Source organism: Symbiopectobacterium sp. Eva_TO (genome assembly GCF_053848865.1).
The window spans coordinates 3667536-3681758 of record NZ_JBSPEY010000004.1; the positions used below are offsets into that span (position 1 = coordinate 3667536).

Here is a 14223-nt window from a genome sequence, read left to right on the forward strand (position 1 = left end):
GCTTCATCGCGATGCTGTAATCTTCAGGCGAGAGCACTGCCTCTCGCCGTTTTCCTCACTACTCCCTTTTTTCCCCGCTTTTTTTGACATTCATGGTATCTCACCCAATAAAATGCATTTAAAATACATTAATTGAAATAGCCGGATGAGAGGCCAACCGTGGCACGAAAACCGATGGGAAAATATCGTCTGCGAGAACTGCGCACCGTTCTGCTAATGATAGATCTTTATGAAAAGCATCATCCCGCAGAGGTGGAGTACGGCGATCGCTACCAGCAACTTTCTGCCTATGCCACTAACCGCCTTGAGCGCTGTCAGTTTGGCGAAGAGAAGCCTGCCTGTAAGCATTGCCCAATCCATTGCTATCAACCGGCCAAGCGCGAACAGATTCGCGCTATTATGCGCTGGTCGGGACCACGCATGTTATTGCACCACCCTATCCTGGCGATACGCCATCTAATTGATGATCACCGACCTGTACCGGCACATACACCACGGCAGGCCCCCACGACACGGGTGCATCAATCGCAAAATGCTAACGCCGAACAAGGCATAAAAAAAGGCCGCTGACGCGGCCTTTTTGTGAATTGCATGTAAGAACTACTCTTTGGGAGAGGCGTTCTCGACTCTGCTTTTGAGCTTTTGCCCTGGACGGAAGGTGACCACCCGGCGCGCCGTAATCGGAATATCTTCACCCGTTTTAGGGTTACGTCCCGGCCGTTGGTTCTTGTCGCGCAGATCGAAATTACCAAACCCCGATAACTTTACCTGCTCACCATTTTCCAGAGCACGGCGAACTTCTTCAAAAAAGAGTTCGACGAGTTCTTTGGCATCCCGTTTACTCAGCCCGAGCTTTTCAAACAGGTATTCTGACATTTCAGCTTTAGTAAGCGCCATAGGTTCAATCCCTCAAGGATGCTTGGAATCGCTGTTTTAGTGACTCTACGCATTGTGATATGGTAGCGGCAATATCCTCTTCTGCCAGTGTACGAGAGGTATCTTGCAATACCAGACTGATCGCCAGGCTCTTATACCCTTCTTCCACGCCCTTACCTCGGTACACGTCAAACAAGTTTACGCCAACTAACTGATTTGCGCCAACTTTCTTACATTCTGACAAAACTTCGCCTGCCGAAACGTTTTCTGCTACCACAACCGCGATATCACGACGGTTCGACGGGTAGCGAGAAATTTCGCTCGCATCAGGAACCACGCGGTCTGCGACCTTGTTCCAGCTCAATTCGAACACTACAGTACGGCCATTCAGATCCAGCTTACGTTCAAGCTCTGGATGGATTACGCCAATGAAACCAACCGGTTTCCCTGCCAGATAAATCGCTGCGCCCTGGCCCGGATGCAACGCCGGATGTGATTCGGCTTTGAACTCAATTTCCGAAAGTTTACCTGTCAGTGACAGCAGCGCTTCCAAATCGCCTTTAAGATCATAGAAGTCAACCGTCTGACGCGCCAGATCCCAATGTTCATCATAGCGATTCCCGGTAATCACGCCAGCTAACATAAGATCCTGACGAATACCGAGTTTATCCTGACTATCAGGAACGAATCTTAAACCGCTTTCAAAGAGGCGCAGACGGCTCTGCTGGCGGTTTTGGTTATACACCACCGCCCCAAGCAAACCGCTCCACAGCGACAGACGCATTGCTGACATTTCGGTGGAAATCGGGCTTGGCAGAATCAGCGCTTCTTCACCAGGATGAATCAGCGATTGCACTTTAGGATCGACAAAGCTATAGGTAATCGCTTCCTGATAACCGCGGTCAACCAGCAGCGTTTTCACACGCTTGAGCGAAAGCGCCGCTTCACGGTGCGATGTCATGGTGAGCGGTGCATGGGTCGGGATATTGGGAATATTGTTGTAGCCGTGAACACGAGCAACCTCTTCCACCAGATCCTCTTCAATCTCCATGTCAAAACGCCAGCTTGGTGCTACGGCGGTCCAGCCTGCATCAGTGCGTACCACGCTGCAACCGAGGCGAGTCAGGATGTCGCTTACCTGTTCGTCTGGGACGACATGCCCAATCAAACGGTCCAGTTTTTCTCTGCGCAGCGTAATGGTTGCACGGGCAGGTAAATGAGCGTCATTGGTCACATCAATCACCGGCCCGGCATTACCACCGCAAATACTCAGCAGCAGTTGGGTCGCACGTTCCATCGCTTTGTATTGCAACGCAGGATCGACACCACGTTCGTAACGGTGCGAGGCATCGGTATGCAAGCCGTGACGGCGGGCACGCCCGGTGATTGCCAGCGGATTGAAATAGGCACACTCGAGCAGCACGTTACGGGTTTCACCGTTAACCCCAGAGTGTTCACCGCCGAAAATACCGCCCATTGCCAGCGCTTTGTTGTGATCGGCAATGACCAGGGTGTCAGCATTCAACGTCGCTTCATTACCATCAAGCAGCGTCAGGGTTTCACCTTCTTGTGCCAGACGCACCACAATACCGCCGTCCAAGCGATCCAGATCGAAAGCGTGCATCGGCTGCCCTAACTCCAGCAGCACGTAGTTGGTCACATCCACTACGGCATCGATAGAGCGGATACCGCAACGACGCAACTTCTCGCGCATCCACAGCGGCGTTGCCGCCTTCACATCAATACCTTTCACCACGCGTCCCAGATAGCGCGGGCAAGCGTCAGACGCCTCTACGCGGATCGGGAAAGTATCGGAAACCGTTGCGGCGACCGGCGTAATATCCGGTGCCGTCAGCGGCAGTTGGTTCAGCACCGCAACATCACGGGCTACGCCAATGATACTCAAGCAGTCGGCACGGTTAGGCGTCACGCTGATTTCGATGGCGTTATCATCCAGCCCGAGATAGGCACGGATGTCAGTGCCGATCGGCGCATCGTGCGGCAATTCGATAATGCCGCTGTGGTCTTCAGAAATACCCAGTTCGGAGAACGAGCACAACATCCCTTCAGAAGGTTCACCGCGCAGCTTGGCGGCCTTGATTTTGAAATCGCCCGGCAGCACAGCACCAATCGTTGCAACAGCAACGCGCAGTCCCTGACGGCAGTTGGGTGCGCCACACACGATATCCAGCAGACGTTCACCACCTACGTTAACTTTGGTAACGCGCAGCTTATCGGCATTGGGATGCTCGCCGCATTCAACGACTTCGCCTATTACCACACCATGAAACGCCCCCGCAACTGCCTCAACGCCATCCACTTCCAGGCCGGCCATGGTAATTTGTTCTGACAGTTCGTCACTGCTGATCGCCGGGTTAACCCACTCGCGCAGCCAATGTTCACTGAATTTCATAATGCTGTACCCGCCTTACTTAAACTGTTTGAGGAAGCGAAGATCGTTTTCGAAGAATGCGCGCAAATCGGTTAGGCCATAGCGCAACATGGTCAGACGCTCCATCCCCATACCAAACGCGAAACCGGAGTACACTTCCGGATCGATGCCAACGTTACGTAATACGTTAGGGTGCACCATGCCGCAGCCCAGCACTTCAAGCCATTTGCCGTTTTTACCCATCACATCCACTTCTGCGGACGGTTCAGTAAACGGGAAATAGGACGGGCGGAAACGCACCTGCAAATCTTCTTCAAAGAAGTTACGCAGGAAATCGTGCAGCGTGCCTTTAAGGTTGGTAAAGCTGATGTTTTTATCCACGATTAGACCTTCCATTTGATGGAACATCGGCGTATGGGTTTGGTCGTAATCGTTACGATAGACACGGCCTGGCGCGATGATGCGGATCGGCGGCTGCTGTTTTTCCATGGTGCGAATTTGCACCCCCGACGTTTGGGTTCGCAGTAAACGCGTAGCATCAAACCAAAAGGTGTCATGATCGGCACGCGCAGGGTGGTGCCCCCGAATATTCAACGCATCGAAGTTGTAATAAGCATCTTCAATTTCCGGCCCAGTGGCTACCGAGAAACCCAACTCACCGAAGAAGGTTTCGATACGATCGATGGTACGAGTGACCGGATGCAAACCGCCGTTTTCCATGGTGCGTCCCGGCAGGGAAACATCGATGGTTTCTTCTGCCAGACGGGCGTTCAGCACCGCCGACTCCAACGTTTGTTTGCGGACGTTCAGCGCTTCTTGCACATCCTGCTTCGCCTGGTTGATGACCGCACCCGCCGCAGGGCGTTCGTCTGCGGGCAAATCGCGTAGCGATGTCATTTGCAGGGTTAAATGCCCTTTTTTGCCCAGGTATTCGACACGCAGATTATCCAGCGTCGCAATATCCTGAGCCGCGTCTATGGCTGTTCTGGCATTCGCTACCAGCTCTGCGAGATGTGGCATTGCATTCCTCTTCTTCTGCCTGTATGGCCAGTTATCATGATTAGAACCAAACGCAAATAAAAAAGCCTCCCGGCGGGAGGCTTCAAGCGCTATTTTTCGTTTCTTTTCTTACGCGCAAAGCCTCCTGAGATCAGGTGCTAAAGTAAAAAAAGAAACGGGAAATAGCAGTAGTCATACTTGCGTTACCTTAATGTCAATACGCTTGCGCGTCACCAGTGTCGATGTTTATCGCCAACAGCCTATCGGCGGCGGGCACGTTTACGGTAAAAATGTTACTACAAACAGCACTGTCTTATTGGAAATCGACCCGGATAAAAAGTCAATCACAACCGTTATGGATATCGCTCAATGTGACAGAAAGGACACACTGATTGCTCCTTAAACGAAAAGAGGGAGCAACGCTCCCTCTTTCCACTGGCTTACGCCAGGGCTGCTTTCGCTTTTTCAACCAGTGCAGAGAATGCCACTTTGTCGAATACGGCGATATCAGCAAGAATCTTACGGTCGATTTCAACAGAGGCTTTTTTCAGGCCGTTGATGAATTTGCTGTAAGACAAGCCATTTTGGCGAGCTGCTGCATTGATACGTGCAATCCACAGCTGGCGGAATTGACGTTTACGTTGACGACGGTCGCGGTAAGCGTACTGACCAGCTTTGATTACTGCCTGGAATGCAACACGATAAACGCGCGAACGGGCACCGTAGTAACCTTTCGCTTGTTTCAGAATTTTCTTGTGACGTGCACGAGCAACCACACCACGTTTTACGCGAGCCATATGCTCTCTCCTAAAGTCTTATTCTTGATTCAAAAAGGTTACTTATGCGTATGGCATACATGCGACAACCAGTCCCAGATCCCCTTTGGAGACCATACCCTTCGGACGCAGATGACGTTTACGTTTAGTCGCTTTTTTGGTCAGAATATGACGCAGGTTAGCATGCTTACGCTTAAAACCACCTTTGGCGGTCTTTTTAAAGCGTTTAGCGGCGCCACGTACTGTTTTGATCTTTGGCATGTTAATTTCCACTTCGCATTGTTGATATAATGAATCAGCTAAGGCGAACAAAACCCGCGCGATGCGGACACCGCACGGGTTCTATTACTTGAATGCCTTACTGTTTCTTCTTCGGTGCAAGCACCATGATCATCTGGCGGCCTTCGATCTTCGTAGGGAAGGATTCGACCACTGCCAGTTCACTCAGATCGTCACGAACGCGGTTAAGCACTTCGATACCAATCTGTTGGTGCGCCATTTCACGTCCGCGAAAACGCAGGGTGATTTTGGCCTTGTCACCGTCTTCCAGAAAGCGAACCAGGTTGCGTAGTTTGACCTGATAGTCGCCATCATCGGTACCAGGACGGAATTTAATTTCCTTAACCTGGATAACTTTTTGTTTCTTCTTCTGTTCCTTGGTGGCTTTACTCTTCTCGTAGAGGAACTTGCCGTAATCCATGATTCGGCAAACGGGCGGCTCGGCGTTAGGACTGATTTCAACTAAATCAGCACCTGCTTCCTCGGCTTTCTCTAACGCTTCATTCAGACTGACAATGCCAATCTGCTCGCCATCGACGCCTGTTAGACGTACCTCTTGCGCGCGAATTTCTCTATTGATGCGATTAGTACGCGCCGGTTGAACTCGTTTTCCGCCTTTTATACCTTAATTCCTCCAACTGATGAAGACTACGGCTGCGAATTTCTTGTTGCAGCTGCTTGATCACTTCGTTAACGTCGATGCTTCCCAAATCTTTGCCGCGACGGGTGCGAACGGCCACTTTGCCCGCTTCCACCTCTTTATCACCGCAAACAAGCATATAGGGAACACGTCGTAAAGTGTGCTCGCGGATTTTAAAGCCTATTTTCTCATTTCTCAAGTCCGCTTTTACACGAATACCTGCATCTTGCAGTTTTCGCGTCAATTCACTGACATATTCGGACTGTCCATCGGTGATATTCATCACCACAGCTTGCACCGGCGCTAACCAGGTTGGGAAGAATCCGGCGAACTCCTCGGTAAGAATACCGATGAAGCGCTCCATGGAGCCCAATATGGCGCGGTGAATCATCACCGGCACCTGGCGCTCGTTACTTTCGCCCACATAAGAGGCGTTTAAACGGCCCGGCAGTGAAAAGTCGAACTGCACCGTACCACATTGCCAGGCGCGATCCAAACAATCGTGCAAAGTAAATTCAATTTTCGGACCATAGAATGCTCCTTCACCCGGCTGATAATCAAACGGAATCCCGTTCTCTGTCAGCGCAGCCGCCAAATCGTGCTCAGCGCGATCCCACATCTCATCGCTACCGATGCGCTTTTCAGGGCGGGTGGAAAGCTTAACGACGATTTTTTCAAAGCCGAAGGTGCTGTACATGTCGTACACCATCTTGATACAGCTATTCACTTCTGCACGAACCTGTTCTTCGGTACAGAAGATATGGGCGTCATCCTGCGTAAATCCGCGCACACGCATCAACCCGTGCAGCGAGCCTGACGGTTCGTTGCGGTGGCAACTGCCGAATTCGGCCATGCGCAGCGGCAAATCGCGGTAAGATTTTAACCCCTGATTGAAAATCTGCACATGCCCCGGGCAGTTCATCGGCTTGATGCAATATTCCCGGTTCTCTGACGAAGTGGTGAACATGGCTTCTTTGTAGTTTTCCCAGTGCCCGGTTTTTTCCCACAGCACGCGGTCCATCATAAAGGGCCCTTTCACTTCCTGATACTGGTACTCTTTGAGCTTCATGCGCACAAAAGCTTCCAGTTCACGGAATACCGTCCAGCCATCGTTGTGCCAGAACACCATGCCTGGTGCTTCTTCCTGCATATGATACAGGTCGAGCTGTTTGCCAATTTTACGGTGATCGCGCTTGGCAGCTTCTTCCAGACGCTGCAAATAGGCACCCAACTGTTTCTTGTCTACCCAAGCCGTACCGTAGATACGCTGTAACATATTGTTTTTGCTATCGCCACGCCAATAAGCACCCGAGGTTTTCTGCAATTTGAAATGATGGCAGAAACGCATATTGGGCACATGCGGACCACGACACATGTCGATGTATTCTTCGTGGTGATACAAGCTGGGACGATCGTCGTGGCTGATGTTTTCATCCAGAATGGCGACCTTATAGGTCTCGCCACGCGCAGCGAAGACATCACGCGCTTCCTGCCAACTGACCTTTTTCTTGATAACGTCGTAATCTTTGTCGGCCAGTTCATGCATGCGTTTTTCAAGCAGATCGATATCTTCCTGCGTCAGCGTGCGATCTAAATCAACGTCATAGTAAAAACCATTATCGATGACCGGGCCGATCGCCATTTTGGTATCCGGCCAAAGTTGCTTAATGGCGTGTCCCAACAGATGCGCACAAGAGTGTCGCAGGATCTCCAGCCCATCTTGATCCTTGGCGGTAATAATCGCCAATTGTGCATCAGAATCGATCAGATCGCTGGCGTCCACCAGTTCACCGTTAACGCGGCCCGCGATACAGGCTTTCGCCAGACCCGGACCAATATCCAGTGCCACATCAAAAGGAGAAACGGCACGATCATATTGACGCTGACTTCCATCAGGAAGCGTAATAACAGGCATTCTAGTTCCCTTATTCACAGTGGTGACCCACATGAAAGATCACACAATAAACAATATTATTTAACTTTATCAGAAAGTTGTGTAGAAAAATCCACTTCACAACGCAAACCATGTACACTAAGATGTACAACAATCAAAATGTACCTACCCCGCTCTGCTGGTAAGTCCTTATAATATGGTACACGTCATAAGAGTCATGTTAAAGGAACAAGTAATTTGCCATCTTTGGCATTCACACCGCATTTTTACGCCATAACACGGCACATTACGTCACAAATCGGCTTTGTTGAATAAATCAGAACTTGTAACGACTGTGCCCCAGGTCGATTGTTACGTGATTCGAATACTGTTCGGCATTCCTAATAGCGTGATCCGGTTAAGCGCTTTGACCATCGCCATGGCTTCACCCACCTGAGCATCGTAGTCACGCAGACTTAGATGACCACCCAGAAGCGTTTTGAACCGGAACATGGCCGTTTCAGCCACTGAGCGTCGGTGATAGCCCACTTTCTTTTTCCAGGTATCGTTGCTGCCGCTCAGGCGCTGATTTGCAACAGCGTGTTTACGCTCGTGGTAGTGGTCCGGCCAATATTGCGCCCCCCTTCGCGGCGGGATAAGCGGCCTTATTTTCTTCCTCAGCAGAGCATCATGGCAGTAACCTGTATCGTAAGCGCCGTCAACCGATGCCTCTCTGATTTTCCGGTGGGTCTGGTTTATCAGTGCCGGTAGAGCCTGGGCATCAGTCGTACCACTGAGCGACAAATCCGCACAGATAATCTCATGCGTCGCACTGTCTACTGCCAGATGCAGCTTACGCCACACCCTGCGTCTGTCGGCACCATGCTGCCGGACTTTCCATTCGCCTTCGCCAAAGACCTTCAGGCCGGTTCCATCAATGACCAGATGTGAGATTTCACCACGGGTTGGCGTTTTTATGCTGATGTTCATTGTCTTTGCTCGCTTGCTGAGCAGCTAATAGTCTGGACAATGCAGCGACAATTTAATCAGTTTAAAAATCGAGTCAACAAAACCCTGTAAAGCCCTCAATGAATCTATGGTCACCCCCATTTTTGCAACACTGATCTTTGATTAATGGTGGGCTTGCTTAAATCTATCCGGCGTCTTTATGGCCAAGGATGCCCGCGCCACGATGAGTTTCGCACCTGATATTCCTAAAAAGGCCATCGGCTTCATTGAGCCATTTTCATTTTTTGGTTTTATATCAGGCCGTCAGGCCGTTCATGTCATCAATAATCAGTCTTCGCAAAACCAGATGGGTAACTTCGTTAAATTGCTGACTGTTAGACCAGCATTACTGTTCAAACACGGTATTTCGTGTCGTTATTGCCCAAGCTATTCGAGCTAATTTATTTGCTAATGCACAGCACACAACGCAAGAATGTTTCCTGCCCAACTGAGACCTTACCCAATCAGCTAATCTCCCTGATTGATGGTCAATTCTTAGGATAAATACCCGCGCACATTGAACAAGCAATCGGCGAAGGTTTTTATCTCCACGCTTGCTAATACCCAGCCGAGTATTCTTCCCTCCAGTACTGTATTGGCAGGGTACAAGACCGGTGGAAGCGGCAAAATTACGACTGTTTTCATATTGCTTGCCATCGCCTAACTGTGATGACAAAACGCTGGCTGTTATCGGTCCAACACCAGGGATGGTCATTAAATGCTGGCCAGTTTCATCTAGAGAGAGTGCCTGTCCAAGTTCTCTTTCGAGCTCTGCTATCTGCCCAACCAAATATTGGTAATGATCGTGTAATCGAAGCAGCAACTGTGCCAGATAAGGTGGCAAGTCATTATCAGCCAGAACAGCTGAAAGCCTTTTGATTACCGCAATACCTTTCGGCATGCTGAGACCAAACTCCAGTAAAAAAGCATGCATTTGGTTAGTCGTTTTAACGTTGTCTCTGACCAACGACTCCCTGACGCGATGCAAGGCTCGCATAGCCTGCTGAGCCTCAGTTCTTGGCTGCACAAACCGCATGGAAGGGCGTGATCCGGCTTCGCATATTGCTTCGGCATCAACGAAATCGTTCTTGTTGCTCTTGACAAAAGGGCGGACAAACTGCGGAGAGATCAACTTTACTTCATGCCCCAGCTCACTGATCCGACGAGCCATAAAATGGGCACCGGCGCAGGCTTCCATTACAACGGTAGTAGGTGTACACGTAGCCAGAAACTCGATGAGTTTGGTGCGGGTAAACTTTTTCCGCAGTAATGCCTTGCCTGATTTATCCTGACAATGAATGTGAAAAGAATGTTTGCCGAGATCGATACCAATAAGCGTGACGTTTTGCATGATGGCCTTCTCCATAAAGAAACACCCTGTCAGCGTACCGCTCACAGGGTGGGGGTGACCATCTCATTAGGCCAAACACGCGTTTCATCATCAGGACTGTGGTGATGGCCATATCTGAGTAGTGGAGCGGTCGTCCACGCCGTTCAGTAGTCGTTTTTTCCGTCCATGCAGCAATGGCTGATTCATCTAGCCATACGGTTAGAGAACCGCGCTGCTTGAGGGCCTTGTTATAGGAGGGCCAGTTAGTGATTTTAAAATTTTGTTTTGCCATGGAGACCTGATGTTGAAACAACTATGGTGATCTGATCCGATGATTACCCAAACTTTCTATTTATTCAACAAAGCCTCACAAATCTGTAAATAACTGTTCCGAATAGTAGATCACCTGAAGGGAACTCAGTCCGAGTTGAGCGATCTGAGCAATCGATAAAGATCCCAAATCATCAACCGGACTGAGCGATGTCGAGCATAGCACCGATACCCCGTAACGAACGACGCCTGATGAAGAAAACTCTCCATAAAACGCGTGACAAGAATCACGCCCGCAGGCTGACCGCCATCCTGATGTTGCACCGGGGCGAGCGCGTGAGCGATGTCGCCAGAATGCTTTGCTGCGCCCGTTCGTCAATCGGCAGATGGATTAACTGGCTCACCCTGTACGGCATTGAAGGCCTCAAATCTCTGCGGCCCGGTCGTGGCCGTCGCTGGCCGTTTGAACAGATCTGCGCACTGTTAATCCAGCTCGTAAAGCGTTCCCCTCATGATTTTGGCTATCAGCGTTCGCGCTGGAGCACGGAACTGCTAGCGATAAAAATCAATGAGATAACCGGTTGCCAGTTGCATGCTTCCACGGTGCACCGTTGGCTGCCTTCTGCCGGTCTGGTGTGGCGACGCGCAGCTCCTACGCTGCGTATCCGCGACCCGCATAAGGAAGAAAAAATGGAGGCCATCGCGATGGCGCTGGAACAATGCAGCGCGGAACATCCCGTCTTTTACGAAGACGAAGTGGATATTCATCTGAATCCCAAAATTGGCGCGGACTGGCAGGTTCGCGGGAAGCAGAAACGCATCGTGACGCCGGGCCAGAACGAGAAATATTATCTGGCGGGTGCATTACACAGCGGGACGGGAAAAGTCAGCTATGTTGGAGGAAACAGTAAAAGTTCGTGTTTGTTTATCAGTATGTTAGAGCATCTGAGAGCAACGTACAGACGGGCAAAAACGCTCACGCTGATAGTTGATAACTACATTATTCACAAAAGCCGGGAGACGCAGCGCTGGCTGGAAGAAAACCCGAAATTCAGGGTTATTTATCAGCCGGTGTTCTCACCATGGGTAAATCATGTAGAGCGGTTATGGCAGGCGTTGCATGAAACCATTACCCGCAATCATCAATGCTGTTCAATGTGGCAGTTACTGAACAAGGTTCGCCGCTTCATGGAAATCGTCAGCCCGTTTCCCAGTGGAAAACATGGACAGGCAAAAGTGTAGCGGTATTCGGAACAGCTATTTACAGTGCGGCACGTGGGCGGCACAAGACAACCCCATCAGTTTAAAAATCGAGTCAACGAAACCCTGTAACGCCCGGAGCGAAAGGTTAAACACGCGCTTTATCGTCAGAACAGTGGTGATAGCCATATCTGAATAGTGAAGCGGCCTGCCACGATGCTCAGGTGGTGTACTCTCAGTCCATGCAGCAATGGCTGACTCATCAAGCCATACTGTCAGGTCCCCCCGCTGCCTGAGCGCATTGTTGTATGCGGACCAGTTGGTGATTTTAAACTTTTGCTTTGCCATGGGGACCTGATGTTAAAACGAATGTAGTGATAAGAACCGCCAGTCACCTAAAAGTTAGATTTATTCAACAAAGTCGGCGGTAATGACTCCAATTAGTTGTATTAGTCGCGACTTGATCTGACACTGGACCTTGAAAGGTTGAGAGTTACCGGTTTTGATATGGGTGTCGAATCCTTATACAAAACACGAGGTAACTCTCATGCTTCATACTAACAATCCCATCATCAAACACAAAGTCGGCCTGCTCAATCTCGCCGAAGAACTCGGTAACGTATCAAAAGCCTGTAAAATCATGGGTGTGTCACGCGACACGTTTTATCGCTATCAGGAACTGGCGGCAGAAGGCGGCATTGACGCTCTGGTTAACCAAAACCGCCGGGTTCCCAACCTGAAAAACCGTGCTGATGTAGCCACTGAACGTGCGGTTGTTGATTACGCCATTGAGTTCCCGGCTCATGGCCAGCACCGGACCAGTAATGAGCTGCGTAAAAAAGGCGTCTTCATTTCTGGCAGCGGTGTGCGCTCCATCTGGCAACGACACGATCTGGAAAACTTTCGTAAGCGCCTGAAGGCACTTGAGGAAAAAGTTGCCAGAGAAGGCATCGTACTTACTGATGCTCAAATCGCTGCACTGGAGAAGAAGGCGCACGACGACGAAGCCTGTGGTGAAATAGAGACTGCTCACCCGGGTTATCTGGGGTCGCAGGACACCTTCTACGTGGGTAATCTGAAAGGTGTTGGCCGTATCTACCAGCAGACGTTCGTGGATACGTACTCGAAAGTGGCGCACTGCAAGCTTTACACGAGTAAAGCACCGATCTCTGCCGCCGACCTGCTCAATGATCGCGTGCTGCCGTTCTACGAAGCTCAGGGGCTGCCAATGCTAAGAATACTGACGGACAGGGGGACGGAGTACTGCGGTAAAGTGGAACAACATGACTATCAGCTGTACTTGGCTATCAACGATATAGACCATACGAAAACGAAAGCGATGTCTCCGCAGACAAACGGTATCTGCGAGCGCTTTGTAGTGGTCAACTAATATTGGCCACCGCATTAGACTGTATGTAGAACAGTCGCTCAGATTCGTTTGGAGTTAAGCCGCCGTTATACCAGTGAGGCCGGATAGCGCTGTAATACCCCGTGATGTAGCGGATAATCGCGTCCTGGGCTTCGCTGAAGCTGTTGTAACCCTTTGTCGGCACCCATTCTGTCTTCAGGCTGCGGAAGAACCGCTCCATTGGCGCATTATCCCAGCAGTTACCCCGCCGACTCATACTCTGCTTTATCCGGCAGCGCCACAGGGCTTGCCGGTATTGACGGCTGGTATAGTGGCTGCCCTGGTCGCTGTGGAACATGACTCCTGTTGGTTGTCCCCGGAGTTCCCAGGCCATCTGCAACGCTTTAACTGTCAGCGCCGAGTCCGGCGACGTCGACATGGCCCAGCCCACCGGTTTGCGGGCGAACAGATCTAGCACCACCGCAAGGTAAGCCCAGCATTTGCCCGTCCAGATGTAGGTCACATCGCCGCACCAGACCTGATCCGGCGCGGTAACCGCGAACTGGCGGTTGAGATAGTTCGGTATTTCAACGTGTTCATTGCCGCCGCGTTTGTATTTGTGAGCCGGTCGCTGGCAGCTGGCGATACCCAGCTCCTTCATCAGCTTGCCAGCCAGCCAGCGCCCCATGTTGACACCGGAGCTGCCGGTGACGATGGTCGCGATACTTCGAGCGCCGGCAGAGCCGCCGCTGGCGTTCCAGGCTTCCATGACGCGGCTACACTTAACCACGCGCTCACCGTCGGGTTCATTAGCGGAAGCCTGCCAGTGCCTGTAGCTGCTGCGATGTACCTCAAAAGTTTGGCACAACGCCGTGACCGGGTATCGCGCCCTCAGCCTGTCGACTACCGTGAACCGTTGAGTGAGTCCGACATTAAGAGCGCCGTAGCCTTTTTTAGGATTTCGTTCTCCATTTCAAGGCATTGGACTTTTTTCTTCATCTCACGCAGCTCGAGCTGTTCAGGGGTAAGAGGAAGTCCCGTTGGCGTTTTTCCCTGTCGTTCAAGGCGAAGCTTATTGACCCAGCGACTAATGGCAGAATGGCTGACATTAACCGCCTCTGCGGCCTTAACGTATGTGTAGCCGTGGTCGACAACCAGCTTTGCGGCTTCGAGCTTAAATTCCGCCGTAAAATGTTTACCCATGAGGTCACCTGTCGTGTTGATGAGGTGAG

13 protein-coding genes, 4 pseudogenes and 1 other annotated feature are annotated in these 14223 nt (G+C 50.8%); of the genes and pseudogenes, 4 read left to right on the forward strand and 13 right to left on the reverse strand.

All coding sequences use genetic code 11. From position 1 onward, the window contains the following. The first annotated feature begins 159 nt into the window (after window positions 1–159). Complete coding sequence (locus tag ACWWJF_RS21665; RefSeq protein ID WP_455870542.1) at window positions 160–570, forward strand: nitrous oxide-stimulated promoter family protein; 411 nt, start codon at window positions 160–162, stop codon at window positions 568–570. 30 nt (window positions 571–600) lie between these two features. On the opposite strand, the gene ihfA is transcribed toward ACWWJF_RS21665, so the two are convergent. The 9 genes and pseudogenes from ihfA to ACWWJF_RS21710 form a co-directional block, all read right to left on the reverse strand. Beyond that, window positions 601–897, reverse strand: a complete 297-nt coding sequence (ihfA, locus tag ACWWJF_RS21670) for an integration host factor subunit alpha (RefSeq protein ID WP_009112984.1) — start codon at window positions 895–897, stop codon at window positions 601–603. Window positions 898–901: 4 nt separating this feature from the next. Beyond that, complete coding sequence (gene pheT, locus ACWWJF_RS21675; RefSeq protein ID WP_455870543.1) at window positions 902–3289, reverse strand: phenylalanine--tRNA ligase subunit beta; 2388 nt, start codon at window positions 3287–3289, stop codon at window positions 902–904. Window positions 3290–3304: 15 nt separating this feature from the next. After that, window positions 3305–4288 carry a phenylalanine--tRNA ligase subunit alpha gene (pheS, locus tag ACWWJF_RS21680; RefSeq protein ID WP_455870544.1) on the reverse strand — a complete coding sequence of 328 codons (984 nt, stop codon included), beginning with the start codon at window positions 4286–4288 and terminating at the stop codon, window positions 3305–3307. Between the two features lie 55 nt (window positions 4289–4343). After that, window positions 4344–4468, reverse strand: a sequence feature (Phe leader region). After that, a complete protein-coding gene (pheM, locus tag ACWWJF_RS21685) occupies window positions 4419–4463 on the reverse strand; it encodes a pheST operon leader peptide PheM (RefSeq protein WP_455871200.1) in 45 nt (14 codons plus the stop codon). (Overlaps the previous feature by 45 nt.) A 239-nt stretch (window positions 4469–4707) precedes the next feature. Continuing rightward, on the reverse strand, window positions 4708–5064 hold the full coding sequence (gene rplT, locus ACWWJF_RS21690; protein ID WP_009112987.1) for a 50S ribosomal protein L20: 357 nt from the start codon (window positions 5062–5064) through the stop codon (window positions 4708–4710). A gap of 42 nt (window positions 5065–5106) precedes the next feature. After that, window positions 5107–5304 carry a 50S ribosomal protein L35 gene (gene rpmI, locus ACWWJF_RS21695; protein ID WP_455871201.1) on the reverse strand — a complete coding sequence of 66 codons (198 nt, stop codon included), beginning with the start codon at window positions 5302–5304 and terminating at the stop codon, window positions 5107–5109. A gap of 97 nt (window positions 5305–5401) precedes the next feature. After that, window positions 5402–5944: a translation initiation factor IF-3 gene (infC, locus tag ACWWJF_RS21700; protein ID WP_455871202.1), complete on the reverse strand. Its 543-nt coding sequence runs from the start codon at window positions 5942–5944 to the stop codon at window positions 5402–5404. After that, window positions 5907–7877 carry a threonine--tRNA ligase gene (gene thrS / locus ACWWJF_RS21705; RefSeq protein ID WP_455871203.1) on the reverse strand — a complete coding sequence of 657 codons (1971 nt, stop codon included), beginning with the start codon at window positions 7875–7877 and terminating at the stop codon, window positions 5907–5909. The genes infC and thrS overlap by 38 nt, the downstream gene beginning before the upstream one ends. A 330-nt stretch (window positions 7878–8207) precedes the next feature. Beyond that, a pseudogene (locus tag ACWWJF_RS21710) lies at window positions 8208–8924 on the reverse strand (IS5 family transposase); the annotation flags it as partial. Window positions 8925–9003: 79 nt separating this feature from the next. On the opposite strand from ACWWJF_RS21710, the gene ACWWJF_RS21715 reads away from it, so the two are divergent. Then, window positions 9004–9243 (forward strand): hypothetical protein, encoded by a 240-nt coding sequence (locus ACWWJF_RS21715; RefSeq protein WP_455868475.1) that lies wholly within the window; start codon window positions 9004–9006, stop codon window positions 9241–9243. Here the strand turns inward: ACWWJF_RS21715 and ACWWJF_RS21720 are convergent. Both ACWWJF_RS21720 and ACWWJF_RS21725 read right to left on the reverse strand, forming a co-directional pair. Then, window positions 9190–10194 (reverse strand): IS110 family RNA-guided transposase, encoded by a 1005-nt coding sequence (locus ACWWJF_RS21720; RefSeq protein ID WP_455871204.1) that lies wholly within the window; start codon window positions 10192–10194, stop codon window positions 9190–9192. The genes ACWWJF_RS21715 and ACWWJF_RS21720 overlap by 54 nt on opposite strands. Before the next feature lie 67 nt (window positions 10195–10261). Continuing rightward, window positions 10262–10465, reverse strand: a pseudogene (locus ACWWJF_RS21725) (transposase); the annotation flags it as partial. A gap of 188 nt (window positions 10466–10653) precedes the next feature. Between ACWWJF_RS21725 and ACWWJF_RS21730 the strand changes: the two are divergent. Further along, window positions 10654–11685, forward strand: a complete 1032-nt coding sequence (locus ACWWJF_RS21730; protein ID WP_455870545.1) for an IS630 family transposase — start codon at window positions 10654–10656, stop codon at window positions 11683–11685. Between the two features lie 48 nt (window positions 11686–11733). Here ACWWJF_RS21730 and ACWWJF_RS21735 read toward each other — a convergent pair. Beyond that, window positions 11734–11991: pseudogene (locus ACWWJF_RS21735) on the reverse strand (transposase); the annotation flags it as partial. 199 nt (window positions 11992–12190) lie between these two features. On the opposite strand from ACWWJF_RS21735, the pseudogene ACWWJF_RS21740 reads away from it, so the two are divergent. Continuing rightward, window positions 12191–13018: pseudogene (locus ACWWJF_RS21740) on the forward strand (helix-turn-helix domain-containing protein); the annotation flags it as partial. A gap of 7 nt (window positions 13019–13025) precedes the next feature. Here the strand turns inward: ACWWJF_RS21740 and ACWWJF_RS21745 are convergent. Further along, a protein-coding gene (locus ACWWJF_RS21745) for an IS3 family transposase (protein ID WP_455869332.1) occupies window positions 13026–14194 on the reverse strand; the annotation gives its coding sequence in 2 pieces (ribosomal slippage) (window positions 13026–13939 and window positions 13939–14194; 1170 coding nt in all). Window positions 14195–14223: the final 29 nt, after the last annotated feature.